This is a genomic window from Pseudovibrio exalbescens (assembly GCF_028737195.1).
Lineage (GTDB): Bacteria > Pseudomonadota > Alphaproteobacteria > Rhizobiales > Stappiaceae > Pseudovibrio > Pseudovibrio zosterae.
On the sequence record NZ_JAQZAJ010000002.1, the window covers coordinates 300,179 to 323,639 of the forward strand.

Genomic DNA, 23,461 nt, shown 5'->3' on the forward strand with positions numbered 1-23,461 from the left:
CTATCCGCCTCCAAAGATCCGGCCCAGCAGATTCAACGGACCGCCAGTACGGGCGGGCTGCTGAGATGGCTGAATGCTACCCACATGGCTTGGCGGAGGTAAAGCACCCTCATTTGGACGGGCGATGGGTGAAGGTGAGTCAAAGTACAGCGGCACACCTGGAAGCGCTGCTACTGGCACGCCCCTGTGTGAAGCTTGCATGGTTTCATGCCAGATCTCTGCTGGCAGACCGCCGCCGGTAACCTTGTTCGTGGGCGAGTTATCGTCATTTCCGACCCAAACAGCCGTTGTAAGTGAAGCGGTGTAGCCAATGAACCATGCGTCACGAGAGCCTTGCGTCGTGCCGGTTTTACCTCCGGAGGGGCGACTATCGAGGGCCGCCTTCCGGCCTGTACCAACCCGCATGGTGTTGGCCATCATCAGGTTCATTTGACCCACTTTTTCGGCGCTGATGACGCGGCCAGTCCCATCTCCACGTCTTGTGTAGAGCGTCCGGCCATCCTCGGTGCTTATTTTGCGCACTACATGCGGCACAATGCCAAATCCGCCATTGGAAAACGGCACATAGGCACCTGCGATTTCCAGAGGCGTCACTTCGGAGGTGCCAAGGGCCAGAGAGGGGTTGCTGGTTAGCGGTGATGAGATGCCAAGGCGGCGAGCCGTGCTGATGACCCTTTTGGGGCCGGTTTCGTTCGCCAATTGCACGGCAACCGAGTTCATGGACTTGGCGAGTGCCAAGGTCAGCGTGACGTCTCCATAGTAGCGATTGTTGTAGTTCTTGGGGGACCAGCCACGGTAGGTGATCGGTCTGTCGTTGCGCACAGTGTTCGGCGTGTAGCCGTTCTCCAATGCCGTGAGGAACACGAAAGGCTTGAAGGCCGAGCCCGGCTGGCGCTTGGCGTAGGCTGCGCGGTTATACTGGCTGCGGCTGTAGTCACCGCCACCCACCATGGCGCGAATGGCGCCATTGCGGTTCAAGGTGACCACAGCCCCTTGACGGGCACCATGATCCTTCTCGAAATTGTAAAGGGCATTCCGCAGCGCGTCTTCTGCAGCGCGCTGCATATCCATATCCACCGTGGTCTCGACGATGATATCTTGATCAATCTTGCCAATGAAGCTTGGCAGCACGTCCATTACATAGTCGGCAACATAGTTTTCGCTGCCCCGGTTGAAGTCGTGCGCTACCGCAAAGCCGTCCATCAAGGCATTCTTGGCCTGCGTTTCTGTAATGAAGCCAGCGTCCAGCATGGCGGCAATAACCACTTGCGAGCGATCTTCCGCCGCTTGCGGGTTGCGGCTCGGCGAGAGCCGTGAAGGTGCCTTCAACAACCCTGCGAGCGTAGCTGCTTCAGAAAGGGTCACCAAACGTGCGGATTTGTCAAAATAACGCCGCGATGCAGCGTCAACGCCATATGCCCCCGCGCCAAGATAAACGCGGTTGAGGTACATTTCCAGGATCTCGCCCTTGCTGTAATTGGCTTCCAGCCACAAGGACATGACCACTTCCTGCATCTTACGTTGAATGGTCCGTTCGGGGTTCAAGAACAGGTTCTTGGCAAGCTGTTGGGTGAGCGTTGACCCGCCCTGCACGGTCGATCCACTTCGGTAGTTGGTGTATGCGGCACGCAATAGGCCGATTGGATCGATGCCGAAATGAGAATAAAACCGCCGATCTTCGATCGCGAGAACGGCTTGCGGCAGATAGGGCGGAAGTTGTTGCAGACGAATGGCTTCGCCGCCGGTGTCGCCCCGGTTGCCTATCAGGGTGCCGTTTGCTGCCACGATCTGAACGTTAGGCGGTCGCTTTGGCACAGCCCACTCTGACGCAGGCGGCAGATGTGCTGCGTAATAGGTCAGAATGCCTGCAACGACGAGCACGCCCCAGATGCCCGCCACGACGCTCCAGTAAGCAACGAACTTGGTCGCACGCCATAAAAAGCTCGGCGATTGCCGCTTTCCTCGCCCGGAGCCGCGCGTTGCAGCCTCCAGAGCCGCGAGTGTTTGTTGGCGGGCTTTGGGAGACGGCCGCGCCGCGGCGGGACGCCTTTTTGGCTTGTGGGCGACTTGTGGTGGGGCTTTGCGCGCTGGCGCGGCGGCTTTGGCTGCTGTAGGCCGCGGTCGAGGCTTTGGTTGTGGGGCAGCCTTGGCTTGCGGGGTGGGGCTTGGACGCTTTGGGGGCTGTGGTTTGCGAGGGGCACCAGCTGGGCCGGGCGCGCGTGCACGGCGCGCACTCGGTTCTCCGAGCGTTGGTTCAACCCGTCTTGGCCCTGAGCGGCGCTGCGACATGATACGCGATGACCCCTGAATTCCGTAGTTCTTGGTAAACCAACGCTAAATCAGGGGGTTTAAAGCGACGTTAAAGAAGAACTGCGGTTTTTCCTTAACCGCAGTTATCCTCAGCGCACAAATGGCAGAAATGTGCGGAAAAATCAGCTGGCGTACCGGCTGGCGTCAGCGCCGTAATAGTTAACATAACGAGAGTTGAGTGCAGACACCGGCATGACAATAAGAACGTCCGTGGTGCCGAACTGGTGGTCGACGACAGCGCCATCACCAATGTATGCGCCAAGGCGCAGATAGCCTTTGATCAGCGGCGGCAACGCACGCAACGCAGAGCGTTGGTCAACCTTGTCCTTCGGCATGCGGTTCATGTCCACATGCAGATCTGGCAGCGCGCTCACGCGCCATTCCTCTGGTGCCTGCGCATAGTGGTGCAGGAAGGAAAGCTGCTCGGACAGGCGATCGGGATCCGTGCCTTCAATGGAGGCACAGCCGATCATCACGTCAACATTATGCATGAGCACGTAAGACCAGATGCCATGCCACAGTAGTTCAACTGTCTTCTTGTTGCGGTAGGGCTTCAAGACGCACGAGCGGCCTAGCTCCATGAAATTTGCGTGGGAATGGCGTTCCAGAAGAGGCTGAATGTCATACTCGCCAGCCGTGTAGAAACCGCCGTTCATGTCCGCAACATTCTGACGGAGCATGCGATAGGTGCCAACAATTTGTGGCTTCGGCTTGCTGAACGGTTTTGTTTTGACGAGGCTGTCATGGTCTACAACCAAAAGATGATCGCAGATGGCATCGTAGGCATCTTTGTCGCGGCGCGTCAGCATGGTCTGCGCGTCTGCGATTGCAGACATCTCTTCGTAGAAGACGTGATAGCGCAGGCGCTGGGAGTGCTTTACTTCCTTCCAGTTTTCTGCCTGACGCACCTCAAGGGAACCAACGCGGCCCAAGCTTAGCGGCGCGTTGTGCATCATACGTGCTTTGAGCGGTGTTGGCGTCCACCGGCCGGGCCCGATCCCATTGGCTTTCAATGGAGCGAACTTCCTAACAATATTCCTTGGCGAAAACAGCCCAGATCCGTTCATCTAACCCGCGTCTCCTGAGACCTGACTTGCAGATGCTGCAATTTCCAGCCGACCTTCCAGTCGATTTTGTCAAATGCAATGCACCTTGCGAGAAGGTCGTTCCCCAGTCCTTTATACTAGGATTGCCGTAAATCCCTATTCATACAGTAGCATGACATGGCCTAAAGTTACTCCCAGTTTTTCAGTCACCTTAGTTTTACCTAGCGTCAAACGGGCAGAAAGTGGCTGTCTTGCTGAGTTGAGACGCAGGGTAAATTTACGCGCCAAAGCTGTTGATGATCAATAAATGCTATTCAGAATGTTAGCTAGGTCGGTGAAGTTCAGCGGTTTCGTTATGAACCCATTTGCGCCCGCATCGAGTGCGGCTGCTCGTGTTTCTGGGAGCACATCTGCTGTCACCACGATGATGGGGAGGCTTAAGGCTCTGGGGTTATCTGCACTGCGGATCTGACGGACCGCCGTGACCCCATCAATGCCCGGCATATGCAAATCCATGAGCACCGCATCGAAATCGCCACTCAGTGCTGCGTTCACCGCTTCCTCCCCATTGCCGACGAAGTGTGTCTGATGACCCATCTTCTTCAGCAGGGCACCGGTAAGCATGCGGTTGATCTCATTGTCCTCGGCGACAAGAAACCGCAATGCACTTTTGGCCAGTGTAGTCTCAGTGTGGACCAGAGAACGCTCAGGGTCAGCCGCCTCACTAATCTGGTCCATGGCGTCCCCGTTCACCAGTTTATCGGCGACTGTCAATAGCGAGGAGCCACGCACGGGGCGAACCAGATAAGCATCGAAGCCGATTGCCTTTAACTGCGGGAGTTTGTCTCTCTCAGAAGGAGCAACCACCACTATGCACTTGAGTTCTGGTTGGTGCGTTTTGGCGATCTCCAGCCAGCTGGCCATGTTGGCGACAGCCTGTTCGCACACGATCAGCAAGCTGGCTTGAGAAAGGGCATTCCACACATCGCTGGAGTCACCAGAGAGTTCTTGTACCGTGCATCCATGTTGTTGCAGGCATCTTGCAATCAAGGGTGCTTCTGTTGCGCCACTGGAAAGGAGCAAGACCTTGGTGCCCTCCAGCTCTGTCTCTGGCCTTTTGTAGGGCTCCTCAACTGCGGTGACCGGCAGCCGAAGGGTAAAGGTTGCCCCTTTACCCGGTTCTCCCTGCGCCGAGATCGTTCCATCCATCAACTGTGCGAGCCTTTGAGAAATCGCAAGGCCCAGCCCAGTGCCGCCAAACTTGCGCGTGCGGCCATGATCTAGCTGTTCGAACTCATTGAATATGCGGGCAGCTTGTTCTTCACTAAAACCAGGTCCGGTGTCCGAGATGCTGATCTTCAGTGGGATCTGGCCGACTCGAGCTAAGGCCCTTTCATCTTTCTCAACCAGAACGGAAATACCACCCTTCTCGGTAAATTTGATACCGTTGCCAGCGAGGTTGAGAAGTATCTGGCGTATGCGCGCTTCATCAATTTCCACGATCTCGGGCAGCTCGTGGTCAATGAATGCACCGATTTCCAGCCCCTTGTCTTGGGCTTTGGGCGCAAGAAGCTCCACCACTCCGTCGACGACACTACGCAAGTTCGTTGGCTTTACGTTTAAAGCAAGCTTGTCCGCATCGATCTTGGAGTAGTCCAGCAACTCGTCAATGAGAACCAGCAGGGCCTGACCGGAGGTATCGACGGCATCGACGTATGTCCTCTGCTCCGGGCTGAGCCGGGTGTCACGCAATAGGCCTGCCATCCCCAAAATGCCATTGAGCGGCGTTCGGATTTCATGGCTAACCGTTGCGAGAAAACGCGACTTGGCTTCGTTCGCAATGGCGGCTTGGCTCAACCCTTCACGGAGTTTTTCTTCTGCGCGTCGGCGCTGGGTGACATCTCGAAGGATAGTTTGCAAAACGGGCGCAGCACCACTGCTGTCACTGACCCGAAGATTGAGAACGGAGAACCATCGAGGCCCTTTTTGGGTGTCGATCTCAACCTCGGAAGGCGTCTCGTTCACTGCTGGTGCGTGCGAAGTAAGGCCCCCAGAAAGGGTTGGAAGTTTGAGAAATTCACCGACCCGCGGTTGGTCGCCGGGCTTGAACGCATGGGCCGCTGCCTCATTCACGTAGAGCACACGGCCTTCGCCATCGCGCCGAATGACGATAGCACCCAACGCTTCCAGGACACTCTGGTGCTGGGCGTTCACCTCTTGCAGGGCAGAGCTGTAAACGTCCTCAAGTTCGAGGCCCTCTGGCAGTTCGGAGACTTCACTTTCCACCTGCTGACGGGTCCAATATCGCGCAATTTCATCTGCAGCAGGAAAGCGGCGAAAGACGATCGCCCCTGAGAGAAACGCGATACAAGGTGCCAAAGCAGCAGCTGGCAAGGGTTGAAAGCTAAGGCCCAGTGAGACCGCGAGACCAAGAATACCTGCTACAAGCGAAAGGAGGCGTAGTACGGTTGACGTCTTGGAGGCCGGAGTGGTTGGCACAACCTGTCTGATAGCTTCGAGGGAAGTTGCCCCTTTCAGGTCAGCAGGCTCTTTGTAGGGGCCAGATTCTCGGCTCTCTTGCATCAACTCACACTCTGACAAATTAGCCTGCAAACGGATCAGCTCTGGTTGTAGCGCCAAAGGGTAAAAACAGAGTTTCAAGCAGCAAGCGACATCAACCGATTTTGGCGGTAGCTCAATGCCTCTGCTAGGTGATGATGACCTACATCATCCTTCTGATCCATATCCGCGAGCGTGCGGGCAAGCTTTAGCACCCTGTGAAACCCTCGGGCTGAAAGTTGGAGCTTGGAGGCAGCTTCTGCCATGAGCGCCTCTCCGGCTCCATTTAGGCCTACTGTCTCTTCGATGGTACGTGCACTGGCATGAGCGTTCATGGTGATGGGGAGGCCAAGTTTGGCATAACGCGCCTTCTGCCGTTCTCGGGCCAGCATGACACGCTCTGCCACGCGCGCGGAGCTTTCTGCGCTTGATGCGCCAATCAGATCCAGCGCAGAGACAGCGGGGACTTCAATCTGCAGATCGATACGATCCAGAAAGGGACCGGAAACGCGGGCCTGATAGTCCGCGGCACAACGATCCCCTCGCTTGCATTGGTGGCCCGGTTCACCGGCATGGCCGCATCGGCAAGGGTTCATGGCAGCAATCAACTGCACCCGCGAAGGATAGGTAACGCGGTGGTTGGCGCGTACGATCGTAGCCTCCCCGTTTTCAATGGGTTGGCGAAGACTGTCGAGCACTTGTGGTTGAAATTCTGGCAACTCATCCAGAAAGAGGACACCGTTGTGAGCCAGCGAAATTTCTCCGGGGCGAGCACGCAACCCTCCCCCCACCAGAGAGGCCATGCTCGCAGAATGGTGGGGCGCACGGAAAGGCCGCTGATTGCTGAGCTGCCCATCTGCCAGTTCTCCAGCGATCGAGGCAATCATGGAAACCTCAAGCAGTTCTCGAGGTTCTAGCTTGGGGAGAATGGATGGCAAACGGCTCGCCAGCATGGATTTTCCTGAGCCGGGCGGCCCAACCATAAGCAAATTGTGCCCTCCAGCCGCTGCGATCTCCAATGCACGCTTGGCAGTCTCCTGTCCGCGGATCTCCGAAAGGTCCTTCTGGTCTGGGGGGCTTGGCGAAACACCCGGCGTCGGCGCGCTCAAGACTTGTGTGCCCTTGAAGTGATTTGCCAGCTGTATGAGGGAGTTAGGTGCGAGGATCTTCATATCGCCGCTTGCCCAAGCGGCTTCAGGACCGCACACTGCCGGGCAAATCAGGCCTTTACCCTGCCCGTTTGCAGCCATGGCAGCCGGGAGCGCGCCGTTGACTGCTGTAATGGACCCATCCAGTGCCAGTTCGCCAATCACGAGATAATCGGTCAGTACATCTGACGGCAAAGCGCCCATGGCAACCATCAGCCCTAGGGCAATGGGCAGATCATAGTGAGAACCTTCCTTTGGCAGGTCCGCAGGGGCGAGATTGACGGTCACCCGCTTTGCCGGGAGGGCCAGCCCGGATGCAACGAGCGCAGACCGCACCCGTTCGCGGCTCTCGGCAACGGCCTTGTCTGGCAAGCCAACCAGTGTGAAACAGATGGCGCCGGGACCGATCTGCACTTGCACATCCACATCCACGGCTTGAATGCCTTGAAACGCAACTGTTGTAACTCTGGCGAACATGTCGCTGCCCCCGAAACCAACGCTGTTGACAGGGTAGCTGCATAATTCACCGAGGAACATTCACAGAACTCAGTCCCCGGATACTGCGGGAAATGCAATGCCACTTTGAATTCTCAAGGATAAATTTGCGCTGTGACGATGAATAGACTATTTGTCTTATTATACATGAAATATCCAGATTGAGGCCATGTCGTCACTTGAGTTACTTACGCCGGTTTGCCACGCCATCGCGGCCCTGTTTCCCGGGCAGGTCGAGGTTGTGCTCCACGATTTGAAGTCGCAGCGCATCGCGGTCCTTGTAAACGCCATGTCCCCCCGCAAGCCGGGTGACGATAGTCTGACAGACATTGGTGATTTTCAGGCGAACTTGTCTGCGGATGACACGATCGGGCCCTACCTGAAATCAAACTCAGATGGAGCAAAATTGCGCTCCGTTTCCGCATTGATACGAGATGACACCGGCGCGCCTGCAGCATTGCTGTGCATGAACCTGCGTGTCGATGCGCTGGAAGCGGCCAAGAACTTGCTCGCTCAATTGACCAGCACAGCGCAAGACATAAATGACTCCGCATTCATCAAGAATGACTGGCGCGAGGTAACGAACGCCATCATCGCAGCCACGCTGAACGAGCTTAAAATCTCGTTCAATCAGCTGCGAAGAAATGAACGCCAGGTCATTGTCAGTCGCTTGCTGGCAGCAGATGTCTTTGCTGCACGCGGGTCCGCAGATTTTGTGGCTGAAGCCCTCGGTATCTCACGAGCCAGCCTCTATTCACTCATCAAACAATGCAGAGCAAGTGCGGCTCCCGCCGAGCGTGCCTAGGAGTTTCCCATGACAAGCCCACAGCCAATGCGCGATTTCGAGCTGGAAGTGTTTTTCTCCAAGTGGGAGTTCAAGGTGCGTCATCACATGACCGCTTCCGACATGGAAAGTCTAAGCCTCTCTGACCTGTTGCAAATGGCCGCTCCAGAAGACCGAGAGCGCTTTGAAAAGCTTTGGTTGGGCTACACTCAGACCTGGGGGGCGCCGCAGCTGCGAGATGAGATTGCCAAGACTTACAGCGGATTAGCGGCAGAGAATATTCTGTGCCTGGCAGGTGCCGCCGAAGGTCTTTATGCCGTTGCCAAGGTTTTACTGTCAGCAGGCGACCACGTGATTACGACGGTGCCAAATTATCAAAGCGCAGAGACCGTGCCGCTTGCAATCTGCGAGGTGACAGGCGTTCCCATAAAGAAAGCAATGGTGAGAGGTGGCTGGAAGCTCGATCTGGATGAGCTTCGGGCGGCTATCCGGCCCAATACCAAGCTGATTTCACTCAACTTCCCGCAGAACCCGACAGGCATGGTACTGCCCCATGAGGATTTGAAGGAGATCGTCGCCCTGTGCCGCGAACGGGGCATTTGGCTCTTTGTTGATGAAGTTTATCGAGGAGTGGAACTCGATCCCGCAGATCGTCTGCCGCAAGTCGCTCAAATTTATGAGCGCGGTATCTCGCTCAATGTCATGTCCAAAGCCTATGGCATGCCCGGTCTTCGCGTGGGCTGGATTGCCGCGCAAGATCTGGGACTTCTTGAGAAGGTTGAACGCTACAAGCATTACCTCTCCATATGTAACTCCGCCCCTTCTGAAGCGCTGGCGTTGATCGCGCTCAAGTCACGAGATCAGATCCTTGCCAGAAACCATGCGTTGCTAAAGAAAAACGTCGAGGCACTGGAACAGCTTTTTGCCGCCTATCCGGGGCTGGTGGAGTGGACACGGCCGCTGGGCGGCTGCGTGGCCTTTCCTCGGTTTCTAGGGCCTGAAGGCGGTGAAGCATTCTGCAGGAAGCTGCTTGAGGTTAGCGGTGTGTTGCTGTTGCCGGGCTCCATATATCGCTCGGAGCTGGGAGATGTGCCTGAAGATCACTTCCGCATCGGCTTTGGCCGTGGTGCTGTCTTTGAGCAGGGGCTTGCTGCGATGCGCCAGCATTTTGAGGCGCACTATCCGCAATTCAAGGCGTAGCGGGTGCGGTTGCGCACATCGCCTTAAGACAAAGCAATCAAGAGGGGTCGCCCCCTCTTGATTGCTTTGGTTCTGAGCGTTGTTTAGCCAGCTCGTTTGGCTTCCAATCGGTCCCAGACCATTCCTGCAACATCGGGGCCGCCGAGCTTTGCAATGGCGCGAATGCCCGTTGGTGCGGTCACGTTGATCTCGGTAAGGTAGCCGTCAATCACGTCGATGCCGACCAGATACAGCTCATGCTCTCTCAGGACAGGGCCAAGGCGGGCGCAGATTTCGCGTTCGCGATCTGTCAGGTCACTATCCGTTGGTGAACCGCCGCGCACCATGTTGGAGCGCAGATCCCCCTCCGCTGGAACGCGGTTCACTGCGCCAGCAAACTCACCATCCACCAACAAGATGCGTTTGTCGCCGTGCTTTACGTTTGGCAGAAACTGCTGAATGACCCATGGCTCGCGGAAGGTTGCGGCAAAGAAGTCATAGAGTGAGCCGTAGTTCAGGTCGTCTTTGGTGACACGGAACACCGCTGCACCGCCATGACCAAAAAGGGGCTTCATGACGATATCGCCATACTCGGCACGGAAAGCGTCAATCTCGTCCTTGTCGTGCGTGATCAGGGTTGGCGGCATCAGATCCGTAAACTGGGTGACGAACAGCTTCTCCGGTGCATTGCGCACCGATACGGGGTTGTTTACCACCAGTGTCTTTGGATGGATCTTCTCAAGAATGTGAGTGGCTGCGATGTAGGACAAGTCAAATGGTGGATCCTGACGCATAAGGACCACATCCATTTCAGAAAGATCAACACGCCTTTTCTCGCCAAACGAGAAGTGGTTGCCAACCTCATCACGCACTTCAACCGGTTCCACTGCACACATCACCTTCTCCCCCCAGAGGGCGAGACGATCAGGAGTGTAGTGGTACAGTTCGTGCCCACGCTTCTGCGCTTCTAGCATCAACGCGAAAGCGCTATCACCTGCAATGTTAATGGACGAAATATGGTCCATCTGAACGGCGACTTTCAGGGCCATGGAAAGCTCCTTATGGGTGGAACCTGCGAGGACTATCGGTTCCTTGGAAATTGCGAGTGGCTTTAGTCAGGCAAGATATGCGGTTGCCAAAAGCGTTTGTCTATGGGGGCGGCTTCACAAAGTTGTATTAGAAGCAGCTTCGGCTTTCAAACAGGTTGTGAATGTGCTGAGGCCACCTGCGGGGCATGATGAGCACGGCATCAAACCTGTACGTCATTTCTGGCGGAATGTCAGAGTGTGAAAGCCAAAGCCGTGCTGCGGCTTCAATACGATGCTGCGCGCGTGGGGTGATGGCACCGATCGCGGCCTCTGCCGTTCGACGTGCCTTTACTTCAACGAAAGCGATGGTTTTTCCGCGCTGGGCGATCAGATCGATCTCGCCCTGCTTCGTCTTGTAGCGCTGCTCAAGAACTCGATAGCCCTTGAGCCGCATGTACCAGCGCGCCAGCGCTTCGGCTCGGTGGCCTTTTCGCTCCGCGGCAATACGCCGATCCTTAGCCGTCGTCTCCGGCATCTTCGTTTGATGCACCATCTTTAAGCTCCATCGCCCGCGCGTACAGCGTTTTCCGCTCTAAGCCAGTCGCCTTGGAAACTGTTTTTGCTGCTGCACTCACAGGCATGGTCTGAAGTGCCTCCAGCAGCAGTCGGTCTGCATCGGCAGCATCCGGCTCTTTCTCGGCGGGTGGTCCAATAAGGATCACAATTTCGCCCTTGGGGCGATCTCCGGAATACCGCTCCACAAGGTCTTGGAGGGGCGCACGTTGAAACTCTTCGAATTTCTTGGTCAGCTCTCGCGCCACGACGCCGGGACGTTCTGGCCCCAGAATGCGGGCCATATCTGCCAGTGTTGCGGACAGACGGTGCGGGCTTTCATAGAAGATCAGAGTGGCCGGAATGTCCTTTACCTCTTCAAGTCGCTTTTGCCGCGCTCCTGCCTTTTGGGACAAGAAGCCGGCAAATAAAACCGTGTCAGAAGGAAGACCTGCCCCGACAAGGCCGGTAAGCAGAGCCGATGCGCCAGGAATGGGGAATACTGAATGGCCCGCTTCCACAACATCATTGACGAGACGGTAGCCGGGATCGGAGATCAGCGGCGTTCCAGCATCTGAAACCAGCGCAATGGCCTTTCCAGCTTCCAGTGCCTCCAAAATTTTGGGGCGCTGCTTGGCCGCATTATGCTCATGATAGGTCATCAGCGGTGTTTTCAAACCGAAGCGCTGCATCAGTACTCCGGTGACGCGCGTGTCTTCGCAGGCGACAAAATCACAGGCGGCTAATGTCTCCAATGCACGGACTGTGATGTCCCCCAAGTTGCCGATTGGCGTAGAAACGATGTACAAGCCGCTCTGGATAGAACGCGCATTGAATGTGTTTTCTCCAATGGAAAATCTTCTGGTTGCAACGGCTTGTTCATGTTCCATGGGGAGAACCGTTCCTTTAAGCTGGTTTTGCACAAGTGAAGTGGGACATCTGGCGAACAACGGGCACTTTCTCGATTTTATAGAGGCATAAATTGCCAGTAATCGCAAAAAAGACCCGACATGAGTGTAGTAGCGGCTGTAATTGCGTCCTATCTTCTGCAAAAATCAAGAGCAGATGTGACCGGGCATGGCAAACGGTCCAAATCATTTAGGGCCGTAGGAATTGGTGGGGATTTTATGAGCGCTTTGCAAAACGCGTCTCGGGGTCGTTTTTTCAAGACAACGCTTAAAGCCGTTGCAGTGGGCGCTGCTGCCCTGCTGGCTGGTTGTGTTGCCGGGCCCAACTACTCGAATGTTTACAATCCAGCAAACTCGCCGTTCGAGCCGGTCGGTCCGGCACAGGTAAGCGGTGAGGTAATCGGGAATGGGGCGGTCCGAGTTGGACTGTTGCTTCCCATGACGGGTGAGAACCAGTCCTCTGCTGAGGTTGCGACACTCTTCAAGAACTCCGCGCAAATGGCCCTGCAAGATTTTCAGGGTGCGGACATCCAGCTTCTCGTGAAAGATACACGTGGCACCCGCGAGGGTGGGCAGGCAGCTGCAAGCGCCGCCATCGCTGAGGGAGCTGAGCTGATATTGGGTCCTGTTTTCGCGCAGGCCGTTGAGGGCGCAAGCTCTGTAGCGCGCAGCGCGGGTGTGCCCGTCATTGGGTTCTCAAGCGATACGAATGTGGCTGGTCGCGGCACCTATCTGCTCAGCTATCTGCCGGAGTCAGATGTAAACCGCATCGTTGGCTACGCCGCCGACCAAGAGCGTCGTTCCTATTCGGCTTTGCTGCCAAACAACTCCTACGGTGCCGTTGCAGAAGCGACTTTTAGACAGGCAGTTGGTCGCACCAATGGCCGCATTGTTATGGTTGAACGCTACACACCGGGGGATGCCAACGACATCCGTCAGAAAGTCACGAGCCTTGCCCGTTCCATCGGTCAGGTGGATACGTTGTTCATACCTGAGGGCGGCGGTGTGCCTCCTTTTGCCATGCAGGTGCTTACGGAACAGGGGGCTAACATTGGCGAGTTGAAGTTGATCGGCAGCGGTCAGTGGAACACCCGCGATATTCTGCAGTCACCGGTTATGGTGGGCAGCTGGTTCCCCGGCCCGGATAACCGTAGTTTCGATCAGTTCAGTCAGCGCTATGCCTCGGCATTCGGCCAACCACCGGCTAGAAACGCATCGCTGGCTTATGATGCGACGATCCTTGCTGCAGGCCTTGTGCGCTCTGCGGGGCCTGACCGGTTTACCGACCGCGTTTTGACCAACAAGGACGGCTTCCTTGGAATCGACGGTGTATTTCGCTTCACCTCATCCGGCATGAGCGAGCGCGGTCTGGCTGTTTACGCTGTTACCAGTCAGGGCAAGGCGGAACCTATTGCCGCTGCACCGCGGTCTTTCGCTCCGCAGTTCTGAGGGAAGCGCAAATTTCGAGTTCAGAAACCCGCAGGGCGCCGCCCCGCGGGTTTTTTTGTTCTAGGTCCGTTGAACTCATGAGTGCATTTTTCTGCAATTACCGCTAGGAATAGCCAAGAGTATTTTGAGCAAGCATGGAGCTGTCGATGCTTTCGGGAAAGCGCATTCTTCTGATCATCACGGGCGGTATCGCCTGCTACAAGTCGCTGGATCTGGTCCGGCGCTTGCAAGAGCGCGGCGCTTCCGTGCGTGCGGTGATGACAGAAGGTGCTCAAAAGTTCATTACGCCGCTTGCCGTTGGTGCTCTGACCGGCGGAAAAGTGTTTACGGATCTTTTTGACCGGGAAGCTGAGCATGACGTTGGCCACATTCGCCTGTCGCGCGAAGCGGATCTGATCGTCGTGGCACCAGCCACAGCCAACATGATGGCCAAAATGGCGGGTGGCCATGCGGATGATTTGGCATCCTGCGTGCTGCTTGCAACTGACAAGCCCGTGTTGATTGCACCAGCCATGAACTCACGCATGTGGGCTCACGTCGCGACCCAGCGCAACTTGAAGACCTTGCAAGGCGATGGGATTTTGACAGTGGGGCCCAATGCCGGCGAGATGGCCGAAAAGGGCGAGGCTGGGTATGGCCGCATGGCTGAGCCTTTGGAGATTTTGGAAGTTGTCGAGGCGTTCTTCAATGCCACGAGCAAGCCTCTGGCAGGCAAGAAGGTGGTGATTACCTCTGGACCAACCCACGAGCCTATCGATCCGGTACGCTACATTGCCAATCGATCCTCAGGTCGTCAGGGGCATGCAATCGCTGAGGCGGCCGCGCAGGCCGGTGCGGATGTGACACTGGTGTCTGGTCCGGTCACGCTGAAGGACCCCAAGGGTGTGAACGTGGTGCATGTAGAAACTGCCCGCGAAATGCTGGCCGCAGTGCAATCGGCTCTGCCCGCTGATATCGCCATCATGGCGGCTGCTGTGGCTGACTGGCGTGTCGCGTCCGATGCGCATCAGAAGATCAAGAAAGATGGCTCCGGAAAAGTGCCGGCACTGGATTTCGTCGAGAACCCGGACATTCTGGCGACTATAGGCAACAGCAAGGTCTTGCGGCCAGGGCTGGTGGTTGGTTTTGCCGCCGAGACCAATGACTTGATCGAAAACGCGCGCGGCAAGCTGCAGCGCAAAGGCGCCGATTTCATTGTCGCCAATGACGTAAGCCCGGAAAACAACGTGATGGGTGGCAGCGAGAACACCGTTCGCATCGTGTCTGAGGCTGGCGTTGAGGATTGGCCGAAGATGGGCAAGGAAGAGGTCGCTGCCAAGCTGATCGCAAAGATCGCTGAAAAGCTCGGCAGCTGACGCGCTTTTATTAAGCTGAGGTCGTAACAGGGTCTGCGCGCCTGAAAGCAGGCAGAGGTGCGCGGCCCAAGATCATGTCAGCTGCTTTTTCGGCAATCATGATGGTAGGAGCGTTGGTGTTTCCTGAAATAAGCGTCGGCATAACCGAAGCGTCCACAACGCGCAATCCTTCGATGCCCCGCACTTTCAACTCGGGGTCAACAACGGCCATTTCATCCTGTCCCATCTTGCAGGTGCCGACCGGATGATAAATGGTTTCCGCCCGGGCGCGTATCTCTGCGCGCAGGCCCGCTTCGGAACGGTCGATTTTCCGCAAAGGTTTGAAGCGGTAGGCGTCAAACTCTGGGTGATCGAGCACATCCAAGGTTTTCTTCAGGCCCGTTACCATCAAATCAAGGTCTTCCGGCTCTGTCAGATAACGCGGATCAATGCGTGGCGGCGCCATCGGGTCGGCCGATTTCAAACCCACCTCGCCTCTTGATTTTGGTCGTAACAAGCAGACGTGGCAGCCATAACCCGTGCCGTAGTACAGTTTGCGCGCATGTTGATCCACGATGGCGATTGCGAAGTGGTGTTGCAGGTCTGGCCGATCGACGTGCGGGCTGGATTTGAAGAATGCGCCGCCTTCTGCCGCTGGGGTGGCAATCATGCCCGTACCGTCCTTGCGCCAGCGAAGCATTTCGCCAATGAGCTTCAAGGTGGGCCGAATGCCAAGCCCCACAAGGTCCTGACTCTTGGATTTGAAGCTGATTGTGTAGTCCAGATGGTCCTGAAGGTTCTGCCCAACGCCGGGAAGGTTGTGTTCAACCTTGATGCCGTGCCGTCTAAGTTCAGCTTCAGGGCCGATGCCAGAAAGCTGGAGAAGGTGTGGGGACTGGAAAGCGCCCGAACAAACAAGGACTTCGCGGTTCGCGGTGATTTCTTGTTGTTTGCCCTTCCAGTAAATCTCAATGCCGGTGGCGCGCCCATTTTTAAGCAGCACGCGGCGGCCGCGAGCGCCGGTGAGGACAGTTAGATTGGGGCGTCCCATGATTGGGTGAAGATAAGCGGCAGCGGCAGAACAGCGCTCGCCTCTTTTCGCCTTGTCATGAAATTGAGTAACTTGATAGTGGCCAACTCCTTCCTGAACTTCGCCGTTAAAGTCGTCATTCCGACGGATCTGGTGGGCTTCGCATGCGCGAATGTAGGCCTCCGCGATTGCGCGTGGTGAACGCTGGTTAGAGACCTGAAGCGGTCCGTTGTCACTGTGAAACTCGGAGAGGCCTCGCTCATTGTTCTCTGAGCGCAGAAAGTAGGGCAGCACTTCATCATAAGACCACCCCTCACAACCCAGACGAGCCCAGTCATCGTAGTCCTCCTTCTGACCACGAATGTAGAGCATGGCGTTGATGGCGCTGGAGCCCCCCAATGCCTTTCCTCGAGGCTGAAACATGCGCCGGTTGTTCAGCTCCGCTTGAGGCTCTGTTTCAAATGACCAGTTGTTCAGAGAAAATGGTTTGCCGGGTACCATTGCGATAATCCCGATTGGAGCGCGCACAAAAATGGACTTGCCTTGCCCACCTGCCTCAACCAGACATACGGAAATTTTTGGATCCTCAGAAAGCCGAGCAGCAAGCACACTGCCAGCGGATCCACCGCCAACAATCACAAAATCAAAGTTCATGGGTCCTCCCTCCCAAGGTGGCCCGTGAACTCAAGTTATTTATTGCAGGTCACCTCAGGAGAGTTTGACCGGCTCAATGCAGGGGAGCAAGCCTCGGAAAACTAGGCGATAGGTCTAATTCATTGTACTAGTGAAGCCGATCAGCAAAGTTCTTGATCGGGATCCATGAGAGTATGCAGCCGCCGGGCAGCAACCTCCGCAAAGCGCTGAGTTACGGATTTTCGGGTGGCTGCCGCCAGTTTCACCTCAGGCGCTGGGCGGATTATTTCGGCCCCGTATCCATCAGAGATGATGAGCCCGGCATTGTCAGGAAAGATGTGTTGAGGCACATCCACGCTGGTGGCGAAGTAAAACTGATCGCAGTGCGCAAGATACTCCGGCCACTTGGTGTCACTTTTGAAATCGGCGATGGAAGATTTGATCTCAACGATCCAAAGGGCGCCCTTTGGACCAAGCGCGCATAAATCTGCCCGCCTGCCAGAAGCCAAGGGCAGCTCTGCTAGACTGGAAAAGCCAATTGTGCGGAGAAGTCTCATCGTGCCGCGCTGAATGCGCAAGGCTCGTTCTGATTGCCTCCCATCCTGCAAGGGATCATCTAGCCGAATGCGGTTGGATGAATCTGAAGGAAGCATGGCTATCAGAGGCCCTCTGTTTCCAGCATGAGGCGGAGCGATCTTTCGATTTCCCCTCCGCAATAGACGTCGTTCATGGTGGCCTTGCTGCGCTCGATAACCTCTGCGATCTCTGGGCGGGCAGCAATGCGATGAACAAGACCGTGCATACATGGGGCTTGTTGCTTCACGCGCGCTTCGACCAATGGCAGTTGCGTAAACATGGTGTGCCACAACGCCGTGGCGGCTAGGTCCGCGATGCTCGGCTCATCGGTGCCCAGCATGTAACCTTTGGTCTCGGACAGACCGTGGCGCGTTCCCATGTCTTCAAAAAGGTTCATCCAGCGCGGAAACCGATCATCTTTGAAATGCCGCCACGTTTCGACGGACCACATGGTGTCGCCGCAATTCTGCGTGATCTCCTCTAGAACGTCCCCACAATCGCCGAGTATCTTGTTGGTGGTGGCCCGGAATTGAGGGTCATCCGGTGTCAAATCATGTTTTTCGCCAAGATAGGCAACGATGGCCTGAAGCTGATTGACGAAAAAGTCTGCCTCCCGGTCATGCAGAACGGGAGGCGCCATAAGCGGCCAGGGCTGCTGAGAAATGGGGGCGCTGCGCAAGTGCGCAACCTCTTCCACCTCCGCCTCCTCCCAGTCAAGGTCCAGATAGGCCAGCGTGAAGCGAACAAAATGGCCCCTGAACGGAATGGGCCAGTAGTAGAGTTTGTAAGGAGCGCTGAAAGTAGTCATGCTGAAAACTCTTTTGGAACAGGCAATTGCTTTAGTCTCAACATGAGATGTAGGAGCTGTAAAGCGTTAATCCATCGTATATGCCTCAAGAGACATGCCCAGTTCGCGGGAAAGCGACAACATGTGTTCGCAAATCGGATAGCGCGCTGCCATTTCCGAGAGCGACGTTCGCGCTGTCTCTAGTTCCCCAGCGGCCAGCTCTATACGTACTCTTTCTAGCGGAAAGCGTTTTCGCCATCTCTTCGGCGTGGAGGCCAAAACCGGGTCCGTGGAGAGTTGGTTCTCCCATCTTCGGAGCAAGCTGACAGCTCTTTTCGTCTCGCCTCTTCTGGATAAGACCTCTGCGCCAAGCAGGGCATAACCCGGATGGGTAACAAAAAGCATCTCTTCACATTCGCTATTTAGTTTTCCGGATAACGACAATTCAGATGCGACTGCCTCCCCAAGATCAATGAAGAGCTCAATTTCGCGGCAGTTCATAGTATACGATATATTTTTATTATTTATTGTCAGAGGTATATCGCGATCAAATCGCTTAGTTATCTGTCTAACTACATTGATTGTGTAGAGATGATCATGGGAGGCGTGGGGTGACTTCAATCCGTAAAGATTGATGTTGGAACGCTCTTTCAGCGGCTTCAGGGTTTGGTACCCTTTGGCATCGATCCAGTCATAAAGCCCGAAGAAAAGGTGCACGGGATACGCCAGGTCACTGGCCAGTCCATCTGGAAGGTAGTCTGGTACCTCTGGTTTAGGGCCAACTGTGTCGCGGCTCTGCGTGCCTGGTGCACCAAGTTCAAACTCAGGCCCGAAAGCAAAAATCTCTCCATCTCTACGGCGCAGGCCGGTCTTCAGCGCGCCGTAAGCGCCCATGGATGCACCGTAGTAAATGAGCCGTTCAGGCGCAAACGCTTCCACTGCAGCGTCAATGCGCTGGTCCAGCTCGTCATCAACGCCCAGATACCAAAGACTTCCGGCATGATTGACGAACAAGCAGGCGTGTTGGGTCTTGGCGAAGAGCCGCTCAAGACCAAACTTGCCCGCTGGAATGCGTGCTTGAGAGAAGACGACCACCAGCGTTTTGGACTGGCGGGGAGATTGAAGTTTATGCAGAAGCAATGAAACCTCCCCGAAGTTCTGGTGGTGTCTTCAGCCTGCAAGCGCTTAGGTATCAGCTTGATTTCCTGCGCTTTAGATAGCTGGCAGATGGAGTTGCGGCTGGACCGCTTCCCGCTGATGACTGTGCTCGCCGCGCTGGTGCTTTGGCTTTTGGCTTTCCTGCCTTTGATTTTTGTGCGGCCGCATTGGGTTTGCTGGCCTTGCCCGGCTGCGGTTTAGCTGCGGGCTTTCTTGCGGTGGTGGGAGCTGAGCTCTTCGCCTGTGCCTCTTCAGGGCGACGCTTAGCAGGCGCGGCGCGCTTCTGTGCTGCGGCGGGTTTCCCCCTGCCTCCGGCCTTTGAAGCGCCAGCTTTGGCTGCGCCAGTTCGGGAACCTGCCGGTTTTGATGAATTTGGCTTGCGTGCTCCGCCTGAGCGCCCGCGACGAGCGCTCTTAGGTTCTGCATCAGAGTGAAAGAACTCAAAGCCTTCCAACACCGGTATTTCTTGACGGGTCAAGCGTTCAACTGTTTTCAGAATGCCGCGCTCTTCCGGGATAACGAAGGAAAATGCCTGCCCTTCTTTGCCCGCGCGTGCTGTACGCCCAATGCGGTGAACGTAGTTCTCATCCACATTCGGCATGTCATAGTTGATGACGGTTGAAACGTCAGACACGTCAATGCCTCGTGCCGCGATATCCGTGGCGACCAACACCTTGAGGCGTCCGCCCTTGAAAGCCTCCATGGTCTTGATGCGCTGTGGTTGGCTCTTGTTGCCGTGAATGGCTTCCGCTGTGACGTTGTTGGCCGCAAGGAACTTTGCCACTTTGTTGGCGCGGTGCTTGGTGCGCGTGAACACAATCACGCGGGATACTTCTTCCTGACCGAGCAGCTTGAGGAGCAGTTTGCCCTTCTGGTCTTCTCTCAGGTGCGCCAGCTTTTGTTCAACGCTTTCAACCGTTGTTGCAGGTGGAGCGACGCTCACTTCCTGCGGGTTGGTCAGGAACTTATCGGCCAGTTTGGCGATTTCATTCGGCATGGTTGCGGAAAAGAACATGGACTGACGCTCTTTTGGCAACAGAGCTGCGATCTCGGTCAGAACGTGAATGAAGCCCATGTCCATCATCTGGTCAGCTTCGTCCAGCACAAAAACTTCAAGATCGTCAAAATGCACTGCCCCGCGGCGGTGCAGGTCCATCAGGCGACCCGGTGTGGCGACGAGAACATCAAGGCCACGCTGAATGGCGCGGATCTGGCGCAGCATTGGCACACCGCCAACCACGCAGCCAACCTGAATGGGAAGTCGCCCTGCGTATCCTTTGACAGAGGTGGCAATCTGATCGGCCAGCTCACGGGTCGGCGCAAGAATGAGGGACCGCACACCGCGCGGCGAAGCACGGAAGCGGCTCTCGTTCAAGCGCTGCAGCAAGGGAAGCGAAAAGGCCGCCGTCTTGCCAGTGCCGGTCTGTGCGAGGCCGAGCAGATCGTGGCCTTCGAGCACAATTGGGATTGCCTGGCGCTGGATGGGGGTTGGTTCGCCGTATTCTTTTTTTTCCAAAGCCAGAAGCAATGGCTTGGACAGGCCAAGACCTTCAAACTCACTCAAGAGTGTGTACTTTCTTTTGGCAGGCATCAGGTCGCCATGCGCGAAAAACCTGCGATGATAAATAATAGAGACAGAAACTGACTGACACTTAGGGTTTCGGAGGGCCTTCAAGGCTCACAATGCGGCACCTGCCACATTAATTGACTGTGTCACTCCGAAAACGGGGATCTACGCCCTTTTCACAGGTGTGATGTTTCGATAACAATCAAAAGTCAAGGAAATTGTGTGATAGGCTGGTATGCCTATGCCGGTTTCAGCACCGTGCAGCCCATCGAAACCAAGGCAGAACAACGCCATGCAAAACATGGATATCGGACAACTTGAGCAAAAAGCTGAACAAGCAGCAAGCTTGTTGTCGTCTATGGCGCACACAAAGCGTCTCATGGTGCTTTGCAAGCTTTTACAAGGTGAATGCGCGGTTGGGGAGCTGGCGGAAGCGGTTGGCTTGAGTCAGTCTGCGCTCAGCCAGCACCTGGCAAAGATGCGTGCCAGCGAGCTGGTCAAAACCCGCCGCAGTGCTCAGACTATTTACTACTCTCTAGCCAGCGCCGAAGTTGAGGCCGTGCTGCAAACCCTCTATCAGCTCTATTGCGCTCCAGAGCTGGAAGCTGCGGAAGAGAATCAGGATCACACGGCAACCGTTTAAGGCTTTGGCCCCGCCAGAATGACAGTGTTGCCATTCACGCGCCTTTTGATCGTCGCGCCTTCCAAGCCTGAGAATGGATTGATCGCCGCAGACTGATCGTCATCACTTTGCAGCCCCGAAAACTCCCCAAACGGCCGAACGGCCTGTTCTTCAAGTATAGCGCCGACATAAAGAGGTGAAGTCAGGTTGTCGGTGCCCTTGAGGCGAAATTTGGTCTCCCACAGCCAGAAAACGTAGCGATGGTCGTCATCACTTTGATAGATCATGGTGAGGATCGGCAGACGGCCCGCGTTGGTGTGTGGCACTGGCGGCAGCTCACCGGCTGGGGTTTCGCCTTTCAAGTACCCAGTGGCGGACTGCACATCCCATTTCGGTGCGGGTTTCCAACCCCTTGCCGAGAGGTAGGCTTCAATTTCCTCCGGGCTTCCAGACCATTGCAGAGGAAGCGGCTCTTCAAAGTCTCCAACAATGTTGATGCGCTTTGCCGGAATGTTACGCCAGCCATAAGAGTACCATTGGCTGTAGTCCATGATGGTGATGGCTGAGCGCGGCTGATACATGCGCACTGCATTGTCGAAGCCATAGTAAATGTGGAACGTGGAGACGGACAGCAACGCTGCAAGACTGATGCCCGCAAGCGCCCCCCGGCCCACTTTTTCGTTGTGAATGTGCCCGAAAATGAAAGCGAACGCGGCCACGATACAGGCACCGAAAAGCAGCCCAGCAAGCACGTCAGATAACCAGTGCGCGCCAAGATAAATTCGTGAGAAACCCATCAAGATGGCGTAGACCGCCACGGATGAGTAAATCGCTGCCTTGAACCTCCCGCTCTTTTCGTGAACGAGAAGAACAGCCAGAACGCCAATGAGAACGGTCGTGACTGTTGTATGGCTCGAAGGGAAGGAGAAAGCGCTGGCTCCGGTGTAGAGATCGATGGGGCGTTCGCGGCCTACCAGCGACTTAATGATCACCACAAACAGGGCGGAACTGGCGAGTGCGATCACGAAGCCGGTGGCCCGGCGCCATGCCTTGCGGGAAAAAAGATAGAGACCCACAGCAACGGCGACGCTCACCGTGACAACACTGTCCCCCATCATCGTGAGGCCGATCATGATTTGATCGCGCGTTGGGTTGCGTGCCGCCTCCAAAAAAGTGCCGATGGCAAGATCTGCGCGCGCCATGGTGCGCTCCGGCGCGATGGCCTGCGTGAACCAGAAAAACACGGGTAGTGTGATCAAGAGCAGCAGCGCGGAGAGCAACATGCCTACCGACTGCGGGTTATCGGGATCGTACGTGCGCGCAATCCACTGGGAAACACTGTCTTGGCGACGAGAAAACCAGCGGACCATAAGGCCATGGGTGCCGCCAAAGATCGGAAGAATAATCAGGATCACCCAACGGATCATCACGACGGCCAGGAAGACAGCAAGACACAACGCCCCAAGGATGATGGCTAGACGTGTATCAATTTCACCCAGTGCGAACAGCGCAGAGCCTGCAAGAACACCCGGAACGAGATGAACTGCCGCCCATGCAAATGCCGACATCACGTTGAAAAACGTGAAACGCATGAAGTTCATGTCCGCCATGCCTGCAATGCCCGGAACAACCGACTTTACGCCCGGCACGAAACGGCCGATGAAAATGCTTTTGCCGCCATGTTTGGCAAAGAAATCTTCGCCGCGTTGTACCAGCTGCGGATAGCGGTTGAGAGGCCAGTTGCGGCGCAGTTGATCCTTGAAGAGATAGCCTACCCAGTAGGAAATGGCGTCGCCTGCGATGGCGCCTGCCGTTGTCCAGATAAAGATTGGCCAGAATTCAAGGTTTCCGAGGCCAATCAGCGTTCCCGCACCAACCAGTACAACCGTGCTGGGAAAGAACAGCCCGACCAGAAACAGAGCTTCCCCCATCGCAACAAAGAAGCAAATGAAGCCTGCCAAAGATGGATTGGCTCCAATGAAGGCAACCAGCTGTTGTAGGTATTCTGTAACGAGGTCTGTGCTCACGGAGCTATCTCAATATCTATTGGGATCAGGGGCTTAAGTATCGGAGAAACGCGGGCTGTTCAATGCCATATCGGCCCTCCGAAACAGATGCATCCAGAATGTGACTGTCAGAAAGAGTGGGTGCGCAAGGCAAGAGGTTCAAGTCAGGCGCTGCTTTTGGCTGCAAGAACAGCAGGTCTCTCAATTTTAACGATAGTTTCTTAAAGTCGCTTTCACGAAAGATCGTGTTCTTTCTTTGTCACGATGAAATTTATTCGCTAGTATTTCTG

18 protein-coding genes are annotated in these 23,461 nt (G+C 55.8%); 5 read left to right on the plus strand and 13 right to left on the minus strand.

Annotated elements, in window-relative coordinates; all coding sequences use genetic code 11:
* The 4 genes from PUV47_RS06565 to PUV47_RS06580 all read right to left on the minus strand — a co-directional run bounded on the left by PUV47_RS06565 (position 1) and on the right by PUV47_RS06580 (position 7,540).
* On the minus strand, positions 1-2,289 hold the full coding sequence (locus PUV47_RS06565) for a transglycosylase domain-containing protein (protein WP_274217712.1): 2,289 nt from the start codon (positions 2,287-2,289) through the stop codon (positions 1-3).
* Between the two features lie 143 nt (positions 2,290-2,432).
* A complete protein-coding gene (locus PUV47_RS06570) occupies positions 2,433-3,266 on the minus strand; it encodes a GNAT family N-acetyltransferase (protein WP_274218298.1) in 834 nt (277 codons plus the stop codon).
* Positions 3,267-3,656: 390 nt separating this feature from the next.
* Positions 3,657-5,939: a response regulator gene (locus tag PUV47_RS06575; protein WP_274217713.1), complete on the minus strand. Its 2,283-nt coding sequence runs from the start codon at positions 5,937-5,939 to the stop codon at positions 3,657-3,659.
* 74 nt (positions 5,940-6,013) lie between these two features.
* On the minus strand, positions 6,014-7,540 hold the full coding sequence (locus tag PUV47_RS06580; protein WP_274217714.1) for a YifB family Mg chelatase-like AAA ATPase: 1,527 nt from the start codon (positions 7,538-7,540) through the stop codon (positions 6,014-6,016).
* A gap of 187 nt (positions 7,541-7,727) precedes the next feature.
* Between PUV47_RS06580 and PUV47_RS06585 the strand changes: the two genes are divergently transcribed.
* On the plus strand, positions 7,728-8,363 hold the full coding sequence (locus PUV47_RS06585) for a helix-turn-helix transcriptional regulator (RefSeq protein ID WP_274217715.1): 636 nt from the start codon (positions 7,728-7,730) through the stop codon (positions 8,361-8,363).
* A gap of 9 nt (positions 8,364-8,372) precedes the next feature.
* Complete coding sequence (locus PUV47_RS06590; protein ID WP_274217716.1) at positions 8,373-9,542, plus strand: aminotransferase class I/II-fold pyridoxal phosphate-dependent enzyme; 1,170 nt, start codon at positions 8,373-8,375, stop codon at positions 9,540-9,542.
* Positions 9,543-9,625: 83 nt separating this feature from the next.
* On the opposite strand, the gene gshB is transcribed toward PUV47_RS06590, so the two are convergent.
* From gshB to rsmI, 3 genes are all read right to left on the minus strand, one after another.
* Positions 9,626-10,570, minus strand: coding sequence for a glutathione synthase (gene gshB, locus PUV47_RS06595; RefSeq protein ID WP_274217717.1), 945 nt, complete (start codon positions 10,568-10,570; stop codon positions 9,626-9,628).
* A 127-nt stretch (positions 10,571-10,697) separates the two neighbouring features.
* Complete coding sequence (locus tag PUV47_RS06600; protein ID WP_274217718.1) at positions 10,698-11,102, minus strand: YraN family protein; 405 nt, start codon at positions 11,100-11,102, stop codon at positions 10,698-10,700.
* Positions 11,065-11,991 carry a 16S rRNA (cytidine(1402)-2'-O)-methyltransferase gene (rsmI, locus tag PUV47_RS06605; protein WP_274217719.1) on the minus strand — a complete coding sequence of 309 codons (927 nt, stop codon included), beginning with the start codon at positions 11,989-11,991 and terminating at the stop codon, positions 11,065-11,067. Before rsmI ends, PUV47_RS06600 begins: the two co-directional genes overlap by 38 nt.
* Positions 11,992-12,228: 237 nt before the next feature.
* Here rsmI and PUV47_RS06610 point away from each other — a divergent pair, with 237 nt between their 5' ends.
* Positions 12,229-13,458, plus strand: a complete 1,230-nt coding sequence (locus PUV47_RS06610) for a penicillin-binding protein activator (RefSeq protein WP_274217720.1) — start codon at positions 12,229-12,231, stop codon at positions 13,456-13,458.
* 146 nt (positions 13,459-13,604) lie between these two features.
* The gene (gene coaBC / locus PUV47_RS06615; protein ID WP_274217721.1) at positions 13,605-14,813 is read left to right on the plus strand and encodes a bifunctional phosphopantothenoylcysteine decarboxylase/phosphopantothenate--cysteine ligase CoaBC; all 1,209 of its coding nucleotides are present in this window, start codon (positions 13,605-13,607) and stop codon (positions 14,811-14,813) included.
* A 10-nt stretch (positions 14,814-14,823) separates the two neighbouring features.
* Here the strand turns inward: coaBC and PUV47_RS06620 are convergent, their stop codons facing one another.
* From PUV47_RS06620 to PUV47_RS06640, 5 genes are all read right to left on the minus strand, one after another.
* A complete protein-coding gene (locus tag PUV47_RS06620) occupies positions 14,824-16,476 on the minus strand; it encodes a GMC family oxidoreductase (protein WP_274217722.1) in 1,653 nt (550 codons plus the stop codon).
* A gap of 140 nt (positions 16,477-16,616) precedes the next feature.
* On the minus strand, positions 16,617-17,108 hold the full coding sequence (locus PUV47_RS06625; RefSeq protein ID WP_274217723.1) for an MmcB family DNA repair protein: 492 nt from the start codon (positions 17,106-17,108) through the stop codon (positions 16,617-16,619).
* Between the two features lie 5 nt (positions 17,109-17,113).
* Positions 17,114-17,839 (minus strand): glutathione S-transferase family protein, encoded by a 726-nt coding sequence (locus tag PUV47_RS06630; protein WP_274217724.1) that lies wholly within the window; start codon positions 17,837-17,839, stop codon positions 17,114-17,116.
* 66 nt (positions 17,840-17,905) lie between these two features.
* Complete coding sequence (locus PUV47_RS06635; protein WP_274217725.1) at positions 17,906-18,958, minus strand: hypothetical protein; 1,053 nt, start codon at positions 18,956-18,958, stop codon at positions 17,906-17,908.
* A gap of 52 nt (positions 18,959-19,010) precedes the next feature.
* Entirely contained in the window at positions 19,011-20,567 is a 1,557-nt protein-coding gene (locus PUV47_RS06640; RefSeq protein WP_274217726.1) for a DEAD/DEAH box helicase, read from the minus strand.
* A gap of 268 nt (positions 20,568-20,835) precedes the next feature.
* Here PUV47_RS06640 and PUV47_RS06645 point away from each other — a divergent pair, with 268 nt between their 5' ends.
* Complete coding sequence (locus PUV47_RS06645) at positions 20,836-21,186, plus strand: ArsR/SmtB family transcription factor (RefSeq protein WP_274217727.1); 351 nt, start codon at positions 20,836-20,838, stop codon at positions 21,184-21,186.
* Here the strand turns inward: PUV47_RS06645 and PUV47_RS06650 are convergent.
* On the minus strand, positions 21,183-23,192 hold the full coding sequence (locus PUV47_RS06650; protein WP_274217728.1) for a bifunctional DedA family/phosphatase PAP2 family protein: 2,010 nt from the start codon (positions 23,190-23,192) through the stop codon (positions 21,183-21,185). The two genes, PUV47_RS06645 and PUV47_RS06650, sit on opposite strands and share 4 nt — an antisense overlap.
* Positions 23,193-23,461: the final 269 nt, after the last annotated feature.

Coding starts and splice junctions, on each gene's coding strand:
- PUV47_RS06565 (WP_274217712.1), bottom strand. CDS start 2,289: ATGTCGCAGCGCCGCTCAGGGCCAAGACGGGTTGAACCAACGCTCGGA.
- PUV47_RS06570 (WP_274218298.1), bottom strand. CDS start 3,266: ATGATGCACAACGCGCCGCTAAGCTTGGGCCGCGTTGGTTCCCTTGAG.
- PUV47_RS06575 (WP_274217713.1), bottom strand. CDS start 5,939: ATGCAAGAGAGCCGAGAATCTGGCCCCTACAAAGAGCCTGCTGACCTG.
- PUV47_RS06580 (WP_274217714.1), bottom strand. CDS start 7,540: ATGTTCGCCAGAGTTACAACAGTTGCGTTTCAAGGCATTCAAGCCGTG.
- PUV47_RS06585 (WP_274217715.1), top strand. CDS start 7,728: ATGTCGTCACTTGAGTTACTTACGCCGGTTTGCCACGCCATCGCGGCC.
- PUV47_RS06590 (WP_274217716.1), top strand. CDS start 8,373: ATGACAAGCCCACAGCCAATGCGCGATTTCGAGCTGGAAGTGTTTTTC.
- gshB (WP_274217717.1), bottom strand. CDS start 10,570: ATGGCCCTGAAAGTCGCCGTTCAGATGGACCATATTTCGTCCATTAAC.
- PUV47_RS06600 (WP_274217718.1), bottom strand. CDS start 11,102: ATGGTGCATCAAACGAAGATGCCGGAGACGACGGCTAAGGATCGGCGT.
- rsmI (WP_274217719.1), bottom strand. CDS start 11,991: ATGGAACATGAACAAGCCGTTGCAACCAGAAGATTTTCCATTGGAGAA.
- PUV47_RS06610 (WP_274217720.1), top strand. CDS start 12,229: ATGAGCGCTTTGCAAAACGCGTCTCGGGGTCGTTTTTTCAAGACAACG.
- coaBC (WP_274217721.1), top strand. CDS start 13,605: ATGCTTTCGGGAAAGCGCATTCTTCTGATCATCACGGGCGGTATCGCC.
- PUV47_RS06620 (WP_274217722.1), bottom strand. CDS start 16,476: ATGAACTTTGATTTTGTGATTGTTGGCGGTGGATCCGCTGGCAGTGTG.
- PUV47_RS06625 (WP_274217723.1), bottom strand. CDS start 17,108: ATGCTTCCTTCAGATTCATCCAACCGCATTCGGCTAGATGATCCCTTG.
- PUV47_RS06630 (WP_274217724.1), bottom strand. CDS start 17,839: ATGACTACTTTCAGCGCTCCTTACAAACTCTACTACTGGCCCATTCCG.
- PUV47_RS06640 (WP_274217726.1), bottom strand. CDS start 20,567: ATGCCTGCCAAAAGAAAGTACACACTCTTGAGTGAGTTTGAAGGTCTT.
- PUV47_RS06645 (WP_274217727.1), top strand. CDS start 20,836: ATGCAAAACATGGATATCGGACAACTTGAGCAAAAAGCTGAACAAGCA.